Source organism: Pseudomonas coronafaciens pv. oryzae str. 1_6 (assembly GCF_000156995.2).
GTDB lineage: Bacteria > Pseudomonadota > Gammaproteobacteria > Pseudomonadales > Pseudomonadaceae > Aquipseudomonas > Aquipseudomonas tremae.
Genome location: NZ_CP046035.1, coordinates 3300524 through 3316879, shown reverse-complemented (window position 1 = coordinate 3316879; position 16356 = coordinate 3300524). Strand labels below are relative to the sequence as shown.

Below are 16356 nucleotides of genomic sequence, written 5' to 3'. Positions count from 1 at the left end.
ATTGCCTCCCGGTTTTGTTGTGCCCGGAATTTGTCGAAAGCCTCACGCTGTTCGCTACGACCAACAGCGCATGGCACTTAGCCGTTATCTAGCGTTTAATGGATCCCATAACGATAAATAGCGATGGGGTGACGAAGTATGGCCGAGAACCTTTCAATGGCAGCCGGACTGCCGCTGTCCGACGCACCTGATGCACAGTCGGGGGTGTGGGTGCCGGCGGCGCAGACCGTTGCAATGTGTCTGCTACTGACCGCCATGAGCGCTACTGGTCTGTCTCTCTATATTGTGGTTCCGATAACGCTGCTGGTGGTCTGGCTGCCCCGCCTGATGCGCGGGCGGAGGCCGGTTTTGCAAGCCGAAGCAGGGGCCAGCGATATTGTGTCTCTGGCTCGCGACCTGTCTCGCACCACCAGTCACAACGCGCTGTCGGCTGCTCAGGTAGCGTTTTCCGTCGGCCAACTGGCAGGCAAGGTGCAGTCGCAGTTGAGTGCTGCCGAGCAGATCGTCAGCAGCGCCGATCAGATGATCGCGACCGAACAGCAGACTGCGCAGTTGAGCCAGCAAGCCCTGGTGGCTGCCAGCGAGGCGCGTCAGCGCAGTGAGTCGGGCAGCAGCGTTCTGAACGAGTCCATCGAGCGCATGCACCAGTTGAGCACCCGTGCCATTAACAGCCGCCAGTTGATCGAGGCCCTCAGCCAGCGCAGTGAAGAGATCCAGAGGGTGACGCTGGTCATTCAGTCGATTGCCAGCCAGACCAACCTGCTGGCGCTCAATGCCGCTATCGAAGCCGCTCGGGCTGGCGAGTACGGGCGCGGCTTTGCGGTGGTGGCTGATGAGGTTCGCGGGCTTGCGGGGCGCACGGCCAGCGCTACGGGGGAAGTCGGTCAGATGGTGGCCGATATCCAGCAGCGTACTGCGCAGGTGGTCGAGCAGATTCGTGAATTGTCGTCCGGGCTGGACGCCGGGGTCGGGCAGGTCGAGCTGGCTGGTCAGCATCTGGGCAACATTGCACGTCTGGCCGTCGAAGTGGAGAGTCAGGTCAGCGAAATCGCTCAGGGCGCCAGAAGCAATCAGGATCAATTGGCGAGCCTGTTCGACGCCGTCGAAAACATGCGCAGCGATCTGGCGGTCAGTGATGAGCAGACTCGGCAACTGGCGAAGTCCGCGGTGCAGATGGAGGGCCAGGCAGAGACCATCAGTCAGCGGCTGGCCCAGGTCGGCCTGGATGACTATCACCAGCGTGTCTACGATCTGGCGCGCGAAGGTGCACGGCTCATCGGCGAAAAGTTCGAAGCTGATATCGACCAGGGACGGGTCAGTCTGGATGACTTGTTCGATCGCACCTACAAGCCGGTTCCCGATACCTCGCCCACCCGCTTCACGACGCGGTTTGATCGCTACACCGATCAGACATTGCCGGGGCTGCAGGAACCTTTGCTGCCCCGCCATGAAGGCCTGGTGTTTGCCATCGCCTGTACGCAACAGGGCTATGTGCCGACTCACAACAACGCCTTCAGCCTGCCGTTGACTGGCGACCGGGCGGTGGACAACGCGCGCAATCGCAGCAAGCGCAAGTTTGATGATCGAACCGGCATTCGTTGCGGCAGCCATCAGCAGCCCGTATTGCTGCAGACCTACACCCGAGACACCGGCGAACTGATGCATGATCTTTCGGTGCCAATCATGGTCAAGGGACGGCATTGGGGTGGCCTGCGTCTGGGCTACAAACCGCAAGGGCGTTCATGACTGTAAGGACGTATATACGACGCGTTTCGGCCGGCTGATCAAGATGTTTATCAAAGCGTGTACAACTATAAGATACTGAACGCCAACTGTCGGTACTTATTGATCGTTTGCTGGTTTATAGCGACTGGGCGTGTAGGGGGTTTCTGAAAAGATCGTGTATGACTTGACTGTTCGGTGCCGTTGAGCAAGCTGTTTAAATCAACTTTATTTAAAGCTGGTTTAAATGCAGCCTTTTTGATGGGCTGCCTCTACGGACGGAAAAGTTATGAACCATGAATGGAATGTTCAACCCGCAACGCCAACGCCCTACGCAGTTTCCCGCCGGCTGACCGCCCGCATAGGGGTTTTCTTTGATGGCACGGGAAACAATCGCGTCAACAGTCAGATCGGGGCTGATTGCCAGGCGTTGATTGAAGTCAATAATGGGCAGCACATAAAAGAGTGTGCAGGGCGTCATGTTCATCCTGGCAGTAGTTACAGTAACGAGTTGAGCAATATAGCCAGGCTGGTCGGTTTATATCGACAACAAACGCTGGCCGACAATGACGGCACCGGTCTGATGGTGTACTGCCCGATCTATATCAGCGGTGCTGGCACGACCTCTGGCGGGCGCGATTCGGTATGGCCCGGACAGAGTTTTGGCCGAGGGACGACCGGCGTTATATCCAAAGTCGAAAACGCGTTCAGGAAACTGGAATCGGCGTTAAAGAAACTCCCTCGGGACAATCCGGATTGCGTGTTGGAAACGCTCGAACTGGATGTGTTCGGCTTCAGTCGCGGCGCAGCTTCTGCCAGGCATTTTGCCAATGAAATCCTGAAGCAGGGCGCGGGTATGCTCGCCCCGATACTTGAAAGCCGCAAAGTACGTCTTGGAGAGGGGTTCGCGTGGAAGAACGACAGCGTGCGGCTCAAGGTGATCGGCCTGTTCGACACGGTCGCAGCAATCGGCAGCTTCAAGGACTTGGGTAATACCAGAGATGCGAGTAACCGGCGGGTGAACCTGTACCTGCCGCCCGGATGCGCCCAGCAGGTGTTGCATCTGGTGGCGCGTGACGAGTCCCGGCGCAATTTTGCGCTCAACAGTGTGCAGCCGGCATGGCCCAGGGAGATTATTCTGCCTGGCGCGCATTCCGACATTGGCGGTGGTTACCCACCGCAGATGGAAGAAAGCGTGATGCTGACCCGGCCTCGCATCAGCACCATAAGCCGCTGCAGTCCGGCTGAAACAGCGGCGAGCTGGCTGGAGGCGCAACTCGAGTTGGACAACCTGGACCCTGAGCGGTGGATCGATCCGTCTGACACTCAGGCATCACTGCAGGTCCAGGCACGCGAAAGCGGAGGGTGTCCGCGTGCGCATTCGATGAAAGGCATGAGGGCGATTACCGCAGCCGTCTGCATGAACCGCCAGGTGTTCGGGCATCTGGCGCGCGTGTCGCTGAGGATCATGCACATTCTGGCGTGTGACGAAGGCGTGCCGTTCGATGCAATACCGCCAGGCCCTGAATTCCAGATTCCTCCCGAGCTTGAAGGCATTGCCCTCAAGCTGATCGATTATGCAAGAGGTGGCCCTTATAGGCTGAGCACACAGGAAGAACAGATATTGCGCTGGCGCTACATACATCAGTCAGCACACTGGAGCGCGGTGGTGGGCAGACTGGGCACCTTCGGCGACGCTGTCTTCGTTCACGCTCCGCAACCGGGTGGTCGCATACTGCATCCCAACGTTGGTCAGCCCGGTTATCCGCAGTAATGCCCGACGTCCGAGTGGCTTACTCGGGCTTTTTGTGCAACCGCACATTGAGTTCGTCCACCACGATTGCCCATTCGGCGTCCTCATGCAGCTGTTCTTTGAGAAAGTCAGCCTGGCGCGGTGTCCAGAAATCCGCATCGATCAGCTTCACGTCGTCAGGCAGCTGGTGGCTGATGATGAACGTTTCGATGCTCTCATCGTCCGAATCCAGCGCCAGTTGAGCAAACAGGTCGTTGATGGTCGTTGTAGTCTGTTCCATGTCATCTCCTCAACGAGGGATATCCCCGTTTTCATCAGTTCTTTATGGGAGTGACCGAGGGACACAAGAGTTCGATGCATTTGGACCGGTAGAAAAGATGGCCTTTTGTACCATGACGACAAGTGATATGTTTCAAGCATCGCTCGATGCGCACTGATCGTCAGGGCCGAAGCCCGTCCGGCGTCTGATTCGTGTTCTGGCTGCCGGTTTACCGGCAGCGACGCCTCTGTGACACTGCAGTGTACAAAAGGTATATATCCCGTGGCCGCCCTGTACCGGTAGAATCCGCCACCCGCCTGCACACGATTTGCGGCAGCGCTGCCCAGCGCTCTTGCGTGCAGCGTGCCGGAAGCTTTCCGGTCGCTCCGCGCGGTCTATGGGTTAATCACTTTCTTGACTGCTCTGATATCGGGCAGTCTCGTTTTCATGTTTGAGGGTTTGTACTTTGGCTGTAAGTAATCTGGATACCCATGCTTTATTCGTGCTCGGCGACCTCCGCGCACAGTTGGTCAAGCAGTTTCAATCCCGTTTTGTCTACATCACCGAACAATCAGCCGAAGGCATTTATATCGCTGAAATCGACACCGAAAGCGCATTGGTGGTCGACGACAAGCCGCGTCTTGAACTCAAGGTCGGCGATCACTTCCGGGCGTCTGTTCTGCCCAGCCGTGAAGGCGGCAAGCTTGAATTGAAATTTCGCGACATCAAGATGACCGTGTATGGACTGGGCGAATATGCGTTCGTCGACGTCCCTGAAGGCCACGGCATCGTCTTCAAGGAAGGTCAGGCCGTGTTCATGGTCTTTGCTGCGAAAGAGCAGTTGCAGACCGGCATGAGCAAGCTTCTGAAGGGCGCCGTCGGCAAGGCCGCCAAATGGCGCAAGGGCGAACTGAGTTTCAAGGCCAGCGAGTAACACTGGCCTGGCACTTGGGTCAGCCTCCGCTCGACTCTCCGTCGGCGAGGCCGCTGCTGACCTCCGCAGGAACATCGTCACCGGCCATGCGCTTGCGAAACAATGCCGTGCGCGCCAGCAGCAGGGTGGTTACGGGCACGGTGATCGCCAGCAGCACCGGAATCAGCCATGCGTGAATCACTGGCTCTGATTTCAGCGCAGAGAAGTAAATGATAGAGGCCAGCGCCACGCACCAGGCGCCCAGTGTCGAAGCCAGGGCCGGTGGATGCATACGCTGGAAAAAGTCTTTCAGGCGCAGCAGCCCGAGCGCCCCGGTCAAGGCAAACAGGCTGCTGGCGATCAGCAGCCCGGCGGTGAGTATTTCAGCCCAGAAGGGCACAGTGTTCGGCAGTCCGGTCATTCGATCACCTCTCCGCGCAGCAGGAATTTTGCCAGTGCAAACGAGCCGACGAAGCCGAACAGTGCAATCAGCATTGCCGCTTCGAAATACGTGTCACTGGCATAACGGATACCCAGTACCAGCATCATCAGCATGGCGATGATGTACAGGTAGTCCAGCGCCAGTACCCGATCCTGAGCTGACGGCCCCTTGATCAGGCGCAGGAGGGTGATCACCATTGCCAGGGCAAAGATCAGCAGGCTGATCAGAATCGCGTTGTCGAGCAATGCACTCATTGGAAAATCTCCATCAACGGTCGCTCATAGGTGGTCTTGAAGTGCTCGATGAACTGCGCTTCGTCCTCCAGATCGAAGACGTGCATCAGCAGTACGCTGCGATCCAGCGCCAGCTCTGACCAGACCGTGCCGGGCACGACCGTTGTAACCATCGCCAGCGCGGCGAGGCCGTGGGCGTCGTGCAGTTCCAGCGGGATGAGTACAAATGCCGAACGTGGCGGGCGGCCTTCGAGTCGCCACACGCTGAGGCCGACCTGAAAGTTGGAAATGACCACGTCCCTTCCTACCCGCCATAGAAACTTCAGGATGGTGCCTGGTTTGCGGATGCGCACCGGCAAGGGCCGCAATGGCGCCATTAGGATCGGTGCAAGGAAACCCAGTACTGCGCCCAGCAAGATATGGCCAGGGCTGATCGACAGGTTCAGCACCAGCCACAGTACCCAGAGTGCCAGCGAGAGAATCGGGGCTGGAAGCAGACGCTTCATGGTTGCGCCTCCGAACTCACTTCCCGGCTGGTCGGGCCGGGTATCGGCCGTGTGGCGAGTACCGATTGCACGTACTGTTTGGGCTCATGCAGCGCAGCAGCGGTATCCTGGGTATAGCGCAGCAATGGCTCAGCCTTGAAGGTCAGCGCGATGCACAAGCCCAGCAGAATGATGATCGGCAGGCATTCATTGCGTCTCAGCAGTGGCGAAGGGCGCTCGTGAGGCGTCCAGAAACGCTGGGTGCCCAGTCGGGAAAATGCAATCAGTGAAGCCAGTCCGGAAAAGATCAGCAGGCCGATGAGCATCCAGGATTTGGTCGACAGCGCTTCATCCTGCGCGACATCCAGCCCCAGCGGATTCATGAGGGCACTCAGCAGGGTGAGCTTGCCGATGAACCCTGACAAGGGCGGCATGCCGATGATCAGCAGGGCGCAAGCGATGAAGCTCAGGCCCAGGAACGCCATTGTCATGGGGATCACCTGACCTACCACGGCTTTCTGCTCGTCATCCAGGTTGGTGCCGGGCGGTGGATGCAGTGATTCGAGAGTGCGTGGTAGCTGATCCAGGTCATCTTCCAGCGGGATCTCGTTGGCCGAACGAGAACGTTCGATCAGTTCGCCCAGCAAAAACATCGCGCTCAGCGCCAGGGTCGAGCTGACCAGATAGAACAGTGCGCCCGATGTCAGGCTTGGCTGCGCAAAACCGATGGCCGACAAAAGTATGCCTGCCGATACCAGAATGCTCAGGCTGGCGAGCCGCTCCAGACGCTGGGCTGCAATGATCGCGATGGCTGCGGTGAAAATCGTCGCCATGCCGCCGTATATCAGCCACTCGCCACCAAAGAATGCAGATGCGCCCGCCTGGCCGGAAAACAGCAGCGTCCATAGTCGCAGCAGGGTGTAGATGCCTACTTTTGTCATGATCGCAAACATCGCCGCTACCGGCGCGCTGGCGGCAGAGTAGGCCGGGACCAGCCAGAAGTTCAGTGGCCACATGCCCGCCTTGGCGAGAAAGGCCGTGGCCAGAATGGCGGCGCCTGCGTGCAGCAGTCCCAGATCGGCTTCCGATACCTGCGGAATCTTGATCGCAAGGTCGGCGAAGTTGAGCGTACCGGTTACCCCGTAGATCAGCGCGGCACCGATCAGGAATAGCGACGAAGCCAGCAGGTTGATCGAAATGTAGTGCAGGCCGGTGGACACTCTCGCCCGACCGGAGCCGTGCAGCATCAGGCCATAGGAGGCTGCGAGCAGCACCTCGAAAAACACGAACAGATTGAACAGGTCGGCTGTCAGGAATGCGCCGTACAGGCCCATTAGCTGAATCTGGAACAGTGCATGAAAGCTGGCACCGGCCCGGTCCCAGCGTGCCAGCGCGAACAGCAGGGCGCAGACGCCGACGATGCCGGTCAGTACCAGCATCAAGGCCGACAGGTGATCGACTACCAGCACTATGCCGAAGGGAACGCCCCAGTTGCCCGGCAGGTAGACGCCGATGGAACCGCTGCTGCCGGTCTGTTGCACCCAGAAAAACAGCACCACCGAGATGCCCAGCCCGAGCATGCTGGAAAACAGATTGATGCGTCCCTTGAGCGGCCGATGCTTTTCGCCCAGCCAGAGCATCAATCCGGCCGTCAGCAGCGGCAGCAGAATCGGCGCGATGATCAGTTGATTGATCCAGCTCATGCCTTGGGCTCCCGGCCATCTACATGGTCGGTGCCGGTCAGGCCCCTGGAGGCCAGCAATACCACCAGAAACAAAGCCGTCATGGCGAAACTGATCACGATGGCCGTCAATACCAGCGCTTGCGGCAGCGGGTCAGTGTAATTGAGCAGGTCCTGCGGAATGCCGTCCTTGATGATCGGCTCTCTGCCAATGAACAGGCTGCCCATGCTGAAGATGAACAGATTGACGCCGTAGGACAGCAGACACAGCCCCATGACCACCTGAAAGGTCCGCGGGCGCAGAATCAGCCAGACACCCGAGGCGGCCAGCACGCCGATGGCGGTTGCAATGACTTCTTCCATCAGAGGACTCCTTGCGGGTTGGCAACAGGCTTGGGCAGTTGAGTCGGACGATGGCTGCGCACCGACTGGTGGGCCAGCGCGGTGAGAATCAGCAGCGTCGACCCGACCACCACGGCATACACGCCGACGTCGAAGAACAGCGCGCTGGCGATGTGGATGTCACCCAGAATCGGTAAATCGACATGCGCGGTATGGGTGGTCATGAAGGGATAGCCCAGCAACATCGAACCGGCCCCGGTCAATACGGCACAGAGCAGACCGGTGCCCATCCAGCGTAACGGTCGCAGGCTCATCTGCGCCTCGACCCACTGAGTACCGGCGACCATGTATTGCAGAATGAATGCCACCGACATCACCAGACCTGCCACAAAACCGCCGCCCGGCTGGTTATGACCGCGAATGAACAGGTACATCGAAATGATGAAAGCAATCGGCAACAGCAACCTTACCAAGGCTGCCGGAACCATCATGAAGCCAAGCGCGGTGTCACTGGCACCACGCGGGTTGACCAGATCAGTCACCACGTCGCGAGCGAGCAGGCGCTGTTGTGCTGGCAGCAGAATGCTTTCCTTCGGTGGACGGAAGCGTCGCAGCAGAGCGAATACGGTCAGCGCGACCGCCCCCAGCACGGTTATTTCGCCGAACGTGTCGAAGCCACGGAAGTCCACCAGCATGACGTTGACGACGTTGCTACCGCCGCCCTGGGGCAGCGCGCGGCTCAGGTAAAAGGACGAGATGGCGTTGGGCGTCTGACGGGTCAGCATGGCGTAGGAAAGCGTCGCCATCCCCAAGCCGACCAGAACCGCGAGCCCGAAGTCGCGGAACCGCCTTGTGCGAGCACGCAGACGGGCGCTGAGAGGTGCGACATCTTCATTGCGGCGCGGCAGCCAGCGCAGGCCGAGCAGAATCAGCACGGTGGTCACCACTTCTACCGCCAGTTGGGTCAGCGCCAGGTCAGGGGCCGAGAACCAGACGAAGGTGATGCAGGTCATCAGCCCGCAGACGCTGACCATGACCAATGCCGCCAGGCGGTGATATTTACCCTGCCATGCAGCGCCTATCGCGCAGGCAATTGCGATCAGCCATAAGGTGACAAACACCCCGGAGCCCGGAATTTTCGGTCGGTCGCCCCAGGTCAGGCCACTGAAATACATCGGAATGAAGCCGCTCAGTACTGCGGCCAGCACCAGTAGAAACAGCTGAGGCTGCAAGCGGCGAGTGCTGACCTTGCGCTCGAAGCGCCTTGCCCAGTGCATCATCACCACCTGGCTGCGCTCGAAGAAACGCTTGCCGTTGAGTCGTCCCACCAGCGGCGGGGCAGTGATGCGCTCCTGTTTTAGTGGCTTGCGCAGCAATAGATACAGAATGATACCGCCAGCCATCGCGACCAGGCTCATCACCATCGGCAGGTTCCAGCCATGCCATATCGCCAGGCTGTACTCGGGCAACGTCCCGCCGACCACCGGACGCGCAGCCGCTGCCAGCAATGGGGCAACCGACTGCGCGGGGAAAATACCCACCACCAGGCACGTCAGCACCAACAACTCGACGGGCGCGCGCATCCAGCGCGGCGGTTCATGCGGCAAGTGCGGCAGATCCTTGGCTGCCGGTCCAAAAAACACGTCGACGGTGAAACGCAACGAATAGGCGACACTGAATATCCCGGCGATGGTCGCGATCACGGGGAGCGCGATTTCTACCCAGGCGGTGGCCGAGATGAATACGGTTTCGGCGAAGAACATTTCCTTGGACAGGAACCCGTTGAGCAATGGCACGCCAGCCATCGACGCGCTGGCGACCATCGCCAGGGTCGCGGTATAGGGCAGCAGCTTCACCAGCCCGCTGAGCCGCCGGATATCCCGGGTTCCGCTTTCATGATCGATGATGCCGGCGGCCATGAACAACGAGGCCTTGAAGGTGGCGTGATTGAGAATGTGAAACACCGCGGCGACTGCCGCCAGCGGGCTATTCAGGCCCAACAGCAGGGTGATCAGGCCGAGGTGGCTGATGGTCGAGTAGGCCAGCAAGCCTTTAAGGTCATTCTGAAAAATCGCGGCGTAGGCGCCCAGTATCAGTGTGCAGGCACCCGCACCGCTGACAATCCAGAACCACTGCTCGGTGCCGGACAGCGCGGGCCACATCCGCGCCATGAGAAAGACCCCTGCCTTGACCATGGTCGCCGAATGCAGATAGGCCGAAACCGGCGTCGGCGCGGCCATGGCGTGCGGCAGCCAGAAATGGAACGGGAACTGAGCGCTTTTAGTCAGCGCGCCAATCAGGATCAGGGTCAGCAACACAGGGTAAAGGGCGTGGGCGCGGATCGCCTCACCGGAGGCCAATACGCGGTCCAGGTCATAGCTGCCCGCCACATGCCCGAGAATCATCATGCCTGCTAGCAGCGCAAGGCCGCCCGCGCCTGTGACCATCAGTGCCATGTAGGCGCCGCGTCGAGCGTCGGCACGATGGTGCCAGTAGCCGATCAGCAGGAACGAGAACAGGCTGGTCAGCTCCCAGAAAAATACGATCTGAATCAGGTTGCCGGACATCACCAGGCCGAGCATGGCGCCCATGAATGCCAGGAAAAATGCGAAGAAGCGCGGTACCGGGTCGTCGGGCGACATGTAATAGCGTGCGTAAAGCGAGACCAGCGCACCGATGCCCAGCACCAGCATCGAGAACAGCCAGGCGAAGCCGTCGATGCGTAAAACAAAGTTCATTCCCAGACTTGGCAGCCAAAAATACTCCTCGCGTATAACGCCGCCGTCGGCAATCTGCGGGAACCACAAAGCCATCTGAACAGCGCCGATCAAGGCAACTGCGCCGGCCAGAAGAGATTCTGCATTACGCGCGTTATGCGGCAAAAAGGCCGCCAGACAGCTGCCGATAAAAGGCAGAAGCAGGAGAACTATCAGGGACATAGGCTTCTAATCTGCAGGGGAATGTCAAGCATCATACGTGCCAGACATCCCGATACCAAAGAAAGGGTTTCCGAAATTTCCTACAAAAAGTGTCTGCTGATTTCACGTCTTCACCGGGCTGCTGAAACCAGTGTGCGTGGCAGCAAGCATCACGTACCAGTCATTCGGCGGCCCGTACGCCTTTTTCATCGAGGCCTGCCTGCTCATCGGAGACGGGGCGACGTTTCATTTCGCTGACGATCACCCCGATCACGATCAGTGCCGCCCCCAGCAGGGCAATGCCTGGCAGGCGCTCACCAGCCAGTCTTCCGACAATCCCGGCCCACACCGGTTCACCTGCATAGATGACCGTTGCGCGCGTGGGCGAGACGCTCTTCTGTGCCCAGTTCATGGCGATCTGGATGGCCGCGCTCATTGCGCCCAGCCCGACCGCGCTGGCTGTCAGTAACCATGAGAACTCCGGCAGAGGTTCCTGGGTGGGCACGATCATCAGAAACGCCAGGATAGACGCCGTTGCCAGTTGCACGACGGTGACCCTGCGCACGTCGACTTTGCCAGCATAGGCGCTGATCATGATGATTTCGGCGGCGATGGCCACGGTGCTGATCAGCGTCACAATCTCGCCGGTGCTCAGATTCAGGGAAGCACCTTGCGGTCCTGACACCAGCATCAGGCCAAGAAAGGCGAGGATGATGCCCAAAGTTGGCATCAGCCCAGGCCGTTGCCCCAGCACCAACCATTGCAACAGCGGCACGCACGGCACGTACAGTGCCGTGATGAATGCGGACTGGCTGCTGGGGATGGTCTGCAGTCCTACAGTTTGCAGGCCATAACCGAGCATGATCGCGGTGCCGATGAAAACACCGGCCCTGAGCTCAAGAAAGGTCAGTCCGCGCAGCACCTTGATTGAAAACAGCGCTACGATGAGCGCCGCAGCGGCAAAGCGAAGCCCGACGAAAAACATCGGCCCGCTGACCGTCATGGCATGCTGCACCAGCAGAAACGTGCCTCCCCAGAGCATGGTGATCAGGATCAGAACGGCCTCTGCCTTGCTGATACGGGGTATGCGGCTGATAGACTTCATGTCAGCTCCGGGCTCCTGTGAATTGCGCTGTGGCGACGATGAATGCGACGTAAAGATGAGTACGCCAGGAGCGTCCTCGAAGTGGGCAGTATAATGCGCAACGGTTTGATGTGAGCACTACCATGCACAAAGAAAATTCCGGGCGCCCGCCCGTGCTGCAGCACGTGAGCCAGAATGTACGGCGTTTGCGTAACGCCGCAGACCTCAGTCAGACGGCTCTGGCCGACAAGTCGGGGGTCAGCCGCCGCATGCTGGTGGCGATTGAGGCGGGCGAGAAAAATGTCAGCCTGGCGACCCTGGACCGAGTGGCCGAGGCGCTGGAAGTGGCGTTCAGCGACCTGATTCAGGCCCCTGAAAACCGCGATCACAGCCGTATCAACGAACTCGCCTGGGCGGGTGCGATTGTCGGCAGCAAGGCGGTGCTGCTGGCCAAGGCGGTGGCACGTCGCGAGGTCGAACTATGGGAATTCTGTCTGGAACCCGGCGACGCCTACGCTTCTGAAGCCGATCCCGATGGCTGGAGCGAGCAGGTCTATGTCGTGGAAGGGCATTTGACGCTGCGTTTTTCCGAGCCTGTTGCCGAACAGCAAATCGGCCCGGGCGAGTTCTTCATGTTCCCCAGCAATCAGCCGCATCGTTACTGCAATGAAGCAGGCATGACCCTGCGCTTTGTGCGTAACGTGGTGCTCTGAGATTTTTTATTACCCCCTTTCTGCAACCTGCCGAGGCGCTGTTCGATGACTGACAACCCTGACCGGAGCGCTGACATTCTTATCATTGGTGGCGGTTTGAGCGGCACCCTGCTGGCCGCGCAGTTAGTGCGCAGGCCGGGCCGGCGGCGCATCCGGATCATCGAAACCCGCAGCGAGCTGGGCAGGGGCGAGGCTTACAGCGCTACAGAACAAGGGCATACGCTCAATGGCAACGCGGCGCGCATGAGTGTCGACCCTGACAACCCGGATGACCTGACCCAGTGGCTGGCGGGTTATCTGGCCGAAGGCGGCTGGCCTGAAGCGGCAGAGCAAAAAGTACCGGTTGCCGAACTGTTCCCGCCGCGCGGTGTGTTCGGGCTCTATGCACAGCAGCGCTTGCGCGAAGCTTGTGCCGCTGGCAAAACCTTTGGCTCGACGGTCGAGCACGTACAGGGGGAGGCGGTGGACATCCAGATCAATGAGCAAGGCGCGCGCGTTACGCTGGCCGATGGTCGTGAGCTGCTTGGCAACCAGGCTGTGCTGGCGACCGGCATGTACGCCGCATCACGTACACCGCAGCGCGAGTCGAACGGGCTGAATGCTGCAGCGCTGGACCCTTGGGATGTGAGCGTCATGCGTCAGCTCGAGCCTCATGCCAGGGTCTTGATCATCGGCTCCGGGCTAACGATGGTCGATGCGGTGGTTTCTCTGGAGAAGTCCGGGCATCGCGGGCCGATTCAGGTATTTTCCCGTCACGGCTTGTTGCCGCACGTGCGTCGTCAACCCCCGGAGTGGGCTGACTTTCTGGCGCAAAACCCAGGCATTCGCAGCCCGTTGCAACTGTTGCGCAAGGTACGCGAGCAATGTGAACTGGCCATCGAAAGCGCTATTGACTGGCAGGCCCCGCTGGACACCGTGCGCGCCAACGTCGGCAGGCTGTGGAGTCAAGCCACCGACAGGCAGCGACGTCAGTTTGTGCGCCATGTGCGACCGTGGTGGGAAAGCCACCACCATCGTTCACCACCGCTGGGTGCAGCCTTGCTGGCGCGACTGGTCAAGCAGGGGCGGCTGAGTATCGCTGCAGCTTCGTTGCAAGGTGTTGAACGCCTGGTTTCAGATGAGGTGCAGATCAGCGTACGTCGGCGTGGCGACAGTGAGACTACCCATATCGTGGGGGATGCCTTGATCAACTCCACTGGCATTCAGTACGACTGGCGCCGTGTTGACCGCCCGTTGCCCCGCCAGTTGCTGGCACGCGGGCTGATCCAGCCCGGACCATTGGCGTTGGGTATCGCCGCCGACGTCGATGGCGCGGTGCTCGACGCACAAGGCCAACGTTCCCCATGCCTGTTCGCCATGGGGCCGCCGTTGCGCGGCATGTGGTGGGAAAGCACTGCAGTGACCGACGTGGCTATTCAGGCCAAGGCGCTGGCGCTGCGTCTGGCCTCGCTGAAAAGCTGAGGCCACAAGGCCGGACACGCAGCGAACACGAGCGCCAGACGCCGTTTCACACCGACAAATGCAACATCCTGTCACCCTGTACGTTCTCGCCCGGTCTGCGTTTGTTGACCGCCAGTTCGCCGATTCTGATCAGCCGGGTGCGAGTGACGTTGCGTGTCAGGCCCAGCAGGCTGGCAGTGTGAACCTGATTGTGATGGCAGAAGCGATAAGCCGCTCTCAGCAATGTGTCCTCGACCTTCTCGTGCAGTGCCCCGGCCTGTTCCTCGAACAGCTTTTGAAACGCGCGGTTGAGCAACTGCTCGGCGGACTCGTCCGATGGGCTCTGTTCGTCAGACCTCTCGATCCGCAGGTTGGACATGCGCAGGTCATCACGCTGGATGACGCCATCGCGGCAGACCAGCAGCGTGTGGTGAATGACGTTCTCCAGTTCACGGATATTGCCTGGCCAACTGTAGGTCTTGAGCTTGTGCTCGGCTTCGGCGCTGACCCGCACCGGGGCGTGCCGCAGTCGCTGGCTGTAGACGTCGATGAAATGCCGGACCAGCGGCAGGATGTCGCCGGGACGGTCGCGCAGCGGGCTCAATTCCAGGTTGACCACGTCCAGTCGGTAATAAAGGTCTTCGCGGAAATGCCCGGCGTTGATGGCCTTTTCCAACTGCACATTGGTGGCTGCCAGAACCCGCACATCGATCGCAATACTCTTGCGCGAGCCCAGTCGGACCACTTCGCGCTCCTGAAGCACGCGCAGCAGTTTGACCTGCAAGGTCATGGGCAGGTCGCCGATTTCATCGAGAAACAGCGTGCCGCCGTTGGCCTCTTCGAACCAGCCAGCCTTGGCGCTGATCGCTCCGGTGAAAGCGCCTTTCTCATGGCCGAACAACTCGGCCTCGATCAGGTTCTCGGAGAACGCACCGCAGTTGACTGCCAAAAACGGCTTGTCGCGGCGGGCGCTCAACTCATGCACATGCCTTGCAACCAATTCCTTGCCGGTACCGGTTTCTCCGATGATCAGTACGCTCGCGTCACTGGGCGCAACCTGACGCACGTGGGCCAGCAAGGCTTTGGACCTGGGGTCTTCGAAAACCTGCGCGGTGGCTCTGATCGATGTCGCCAGTGCAGGCGAGTGGGGTAGAGTCAGCAGTTGCCCTGACATCACTTGGCCTGCGGGGGCAGATCGTTGGCGATCATTTCGCCGAACGGCCCTGTCAGATTGGTGATGCCGCGCCCGGCCAGGCTGGCGTAAGGTTCAGGCAGCAGCGGAAAGACCAGTTCGGCAAAGCGGTAGGCTTCTTCCAGATGCGGATAGCCCGAAAAAATGAAGCTTTCGATGCCCAGGTCTGCGTATTCCTTGATGCGTTCAGCCACTTCCTGCGGGTTGCCGACCAGCGCTGTGCCTGCGCCACCGCGAACCAGGCCGACGCCTGCCCACAGGTTGGGGGCGATTTCCAGATTGTCGCGACGCCCGTCGTGCAGGGCGGCCATGCGCCGCTGGCCTTCTGAATCGAAGCGCGAGAAAGATTTCTGCGCAGCGGCGATGGTGTCATCGCTGATGTGTTCTATCAGGGTACTGGCGGCTTTCCAGGCCTCTTCGCTGGTTTCGCGCACGATGACATGCAGGCGAATGCCGAACTTCACGATACGACCCTTGCGCGCTGCACGCTCACGTATATCGGCCAGCTTTTGGGCAACGGCTGCGGGAGGCTCGCCCCAGGTCAGGTAGACGTCCACCTGATCGGCAGCCAGATCGTGTGCCGCGTTAGAAGAGCCTCCGAAATACAGCGGTGGGTAGGGTTTCTGAATGGGCGGATAAAGCGCTTTGGCGTTTTGCACGCGCAAATGCTTGCCTTCAAAGTCGACAGCTTCGCCTTGCAGCACGCGACGCCAGATTTGCAGAAACTCATCAGTGACTTCATAGCGCTCGCTGTGGTCGAGAAAGCTGCCATCGCCACGATTTTCGTCGGGATCGCCACCAGTCACTACGTTGATCAACAGGCGGCCGCCGGAGAGCCGATCCAGCGTGGCAGCCATGCGTGCCGAGACGGTAGGGGAAATGATGCCGGGGCGGATCGCCACCAGGTATTTCAAACGCTCAGTCAATGGCACCAGTGCAGAAGCGATCACCCACGAGTCCTCGCAGGAGCGGCCGGTAGGGATCAATACCCCGTAATAGCCCAGATCGTCGGCGGCCTGTGCCACCTGCTTGAGGTAGTTGAGCGTGACCGGACGTGCGCCCTTCGTCGTGCCCAGATAATGGCCGTCGCCGTGAGTCGGAAGAAACCAGAAAACGTTCATGACAAATCCTTGGGAGTGATCAGCGATCAGCGCTGACGGGACCCGCTGTTGCGTCATA

At 59.8% G+C, this 16356-nt stretch carries 15 protein-coding genes; 5 read left to right on the top strand and 10 right to left on the bottom strand.

All coding sequences use genetic code 11. The annotated features are described in order from the left end of the window. The first annotated feature begins 138 nt into the window (after positions 1–138). Both POR16_RS14860 and POR16_RS14855 read left to right on the top strand, forming a co-directional pair. A complete protein-coding gene (locus POR16_RS14860) occupies positions 139–1746 on the top strand; it encodes a methyl-accepting chemotaxis protein (RefSeq protein WP_005890519.1) in 1608 nt (535 codons plus the stop codon). A 265-nt stretch (positions 1747–2011) separates the two neighbouring features. Continuing rightward, a complete protein-coding gene (locus POR16_RS14855; protein ID WP_122381252.1) occupies positions 2012–3496 on the top strand; it encodes a T6SS phospholipase effector Tle1-like catalytic domain-containing protein in 1485 nt (494 codons plus the stop codon). Between the two features lie 19 nt (positions 3497–3515). Here POR16_RS14855 and POR16_RS14850 read toward each other — a convergent pair whose 3' ends face one another. After that, positions 3516–3755 carry a DUF2789 domain-containing protein gene (locus POR16_RS14850; RefSeq protein WP_005890525.1) on the bottom strand — a complete coding sequence of 80 codons (240 nt, stop codon included), beginning with the start codon at positions 3753–3755 and terminating at the stop codon, positions 3516–3518. Between the two features lie 445 nt (positions 3756–4200). Between POR16_RS14850 and POR16_RS14845 the strand changes: the two genes are divergently transcribed. Next, complete coding sequence (locus tag POR16_RS14845) at positions 4201–4668, top strand: hypothetical protein (RefSeq protein ID WP_005890527.1); 468 nt, start codon at positions 4201–4203, stop codon at positions 4666–4668. A 19-nt stretch (positions 4669–4687) separates the two neighbouring features. On the opposite strand, the gene POR16_RS14840 is transcribed toward POR16_RS14845, so the two are convergent. From POR16_RS14840 to POR16_RS14810, 7 genes are all read right to left on the bottom strand, one after another. Continuing rightward, positions 4688–5068, bottom strand: a complete 381-nt coding sequence (locus POR16_RS14840; RefSeq protein ID WP_005890530.1) for a Na+/H+ antiporter subunit G — start codon at positions 5066–5068, stop codon at positions 4688–4690. After that, complete coding sequence (locus POR16_RS14835) at positions 5065–5343, bottom strand: K+/H+ antiporter subunit F (RefSeq protein ID WP_005890532.1); 279 nt, start codon at positions 5341–5343, stop codon at positions 5065–5067. Before POR16_RS14835 ends, POR16_RS14840 begins: the two co-directional genes overlap by 4 nt. Then, positions 5340–5828, bottom strand: a complete 489-nt coding sequence (locus POR16_RS14830) for a Na+/H+ antiporter subunit E (protein ID WP_024671005.1) — start codon at positions 5826–5828, stop codon at positions 5340–5342. The genes POR16_RS14835 and POR16_RS14830 overlap by 4 nt, the downstream gene beginning before the upstream one ends. Further along, positions 5825–7510 carry a monovalent cation/H+ antiporter subunit D gene (locus POR16_RS14825; protein WP_005890535.1) on the bottom strand — a complete coding sequence of 562 codons (1686 nt, stop codon included), beginning with the start codon at positions 7508–7510 and terminating at the stop codon, positions 5825–5827. Before POR16_RS14825 ends, POR16_RS14830 begins: the two co-directional genes overlap by 4 nt. After that, positions 7507–7851 carry a Na+/H+ antiporter subunit C gene (locus POR16_RS14820; RefSeq protein WP_003380836.1) on the bottom strand — a complete coding sequence of 115 codons (345 nt, stop codon included), beginning with the start codon at positions 7849–7851 and terminating at the stop codon, positions 7507–7509. Before POR16_RS14820 ends, POR16_RS14825 begins: the two co-directional genes overlap by 4 nt. Continuing rightward, positions 7851–10769, bottom strand: coding sequence for a monovalent cation/H+ antiporter subunit A (locus POR16_RS14815; RefSeq protein ID WP_122381253.1), 2919 nt, complete (start codon positions 10767–10769; stop codon positions 7851–7853). Before POR16_RS14815 ends, POR16_RS14820 begins: the two co-directional genes overlap by 1 nt. 160 nt (positions 10770–10929) lie before the next feature. Beyond that, positions 10930–11853, bottom strand: a complete 924-nt coding sequence (locus tag POR16_RS14810; protein ID WP_024671003.1) for a DMT family transporter — start codon at positions 11851–11853, stop codon at positions 10930–10932. Positions 11854–11975: 122 nt separating this feature from the next. Between POR16_RS14810 and POR16_RS14805 the strand changes: the two genes are divergently transcribed. Together POR16_RS14805 and POR16_RS14800 are read left to right on the top strand one after the other, a co-directional pair. Beyond that, complete coding sequence (locus POR16_RS14805; protein ID WP_024671002.1) at positions 11976–12545, top strand: helix-turn-helix domain-containing protein; 570 nt, start codon at positions 11976–11978, stop codon at positions 12543–12545. Positions 12546–12590: 45 nt separating this feature from the next. Then, entirely contained in the window at positions 12591–14006 is a 1416-nt protein-coding gene (locus tag POR16_RS14800; protein WP_005890539.1) for an FAD/NAD(P)-binding protein, read from the top strand. A 46-nt stretch (positions 14007–14052) separates the two neighbouring features. On the opposite strand, the gene POR16_RS14795 is transcribed toward POR16_RS14800, so the two are convergent. Next, positions 14053–15159, bottom strand: coding sequence for a sigma-54 interaction domain-containing protein (locus tag POR16_RS14795; RefSeq protein ID WP_053932429.1), 1107 nt, complete (start codon positions 15157–15159; stop codon positions 14053–14055). Beyond that, entirely contained in the window at positions 15159–16298 is a 1140-nt protein-coding gene (gene ssuD, locus POR16_RS14790) for an FMNH2-dependent alkanesulfonate monooxygenase (RefSeq protein ID WP_024689740.1), read from the bottom strand. The genes POR16_RS14795 and ssuD overlap by 1 nt, the downstream gene beginning before the upstream one ends. Between the last annotated feature and the right edge of the window lie 58 nt (positions 16299–16356).

What these genes read in the sequence shown, in the direction of transcription:
- POR16_RS14830 (WP_024671005.1), bottom strand. Translation starts at nt 5,828, where the DNA reads ATGAAGCGTCTGCTTCCAGCCCCGATTCTCTCGCTGGCACTCTGGGTA.
- POR16_RS14815 (WP_122381253.1), bottom strand. Translation starts at nt 10,769, where the DNA reads ATGTCCCTGATAGTTCTCCTGCTTCTGCCTTTTATCGGCAGCTGTCTG.
- POR16_RS14855 (WP_122381252.1), top strand. Translation starts at nt 2,012, where the DNA reads ATGAACCATGAATGGAATGTTCAACCCGCAACGCCAACGCCCTACGCA.
- POR16_RS14800 (WP_005890539.1), top strand. Translation starts at nt 12,591, where the DNA reads ATGACTGACAACCCTGACCGGAGCGCTGACATTCTTATCATTGGTGGC.
- POR16_RS14835 (WP_005890532.1), bottom strand. Translation starts at nt 5,343, where the DNA reads ATGAGTGCATTGCTCGACAACGCGATTCTGATCAGCCTGCTGATCTTT.
- POR16_RS14840 (WP_005890530.1), bottom strand. Translation starts at nt 5,068, where the DNA reads ATGACCGGACTGCCGAACACTGTGCCCTTCTGGGCTGAAATACTCACC.
- POR16_RS14810 (WP_024671003.1), bottom strand. Translation starts at nt 11,853, where the DNA reads ATGAAGTCTATCAGCCGCATACCCCGTATCAGCAAGGCAGAGGCCGTT.
- POR16_RS14805 (WP_024671002.1), top strand. Translation starts at nt 11,976, where the DNA reads ATGCACAAAGAAAATTCCGGGCGCCCGCCCGTGCTGCAGCACGTGAGC.
- POR16_RS14820 (WP_003380836.1), bottom strand. Translation starts at nt 7,851, where the DNA reads ATGGAAGAAGTCATTGCAACCGCCATCGGCGTGCTGGCCGCCTCGGGT.
- POR16_RS14795 (WP_053932429.1), bottom strand. Translation starts at nt 15,159, where the DNA reads ATGTCAGGGCAACTGCTGACTCTACCCCACTCGCCTGCACTGGCGACA.
- ssuD (WP_024689740.1), bottom strand. Translation starts at nt 16,298, where the DNA reads ATGAACGTTTTCTGGTTTCTTCCGACTCACGGCGACGGCCATTATCTG.
- POR16_RS14850 (WP_005890525.1), bottom strand. Translation starts at nt 3,755, where the DNA reads ATGGAACAGACTACAACGACCATCAACGACCTGTTTGCTCAACTGGCG.
- POR16_RS14860 (WP_005890519.1), top strand. Translation starts at nt 139, where the DNA reads ATGGCCGAGAACCTTTCAATGGCAGCCGGACTGCCGCTGTCCGACGCA.
- POR16_RS14825 (WP_005890535.1), bottom strand. Translation starts at nt 7,510, where the DNA reads ATGAGCTGGATCAATCAACTGATCATCGCGCCGATTCTGCTGCCGCTG.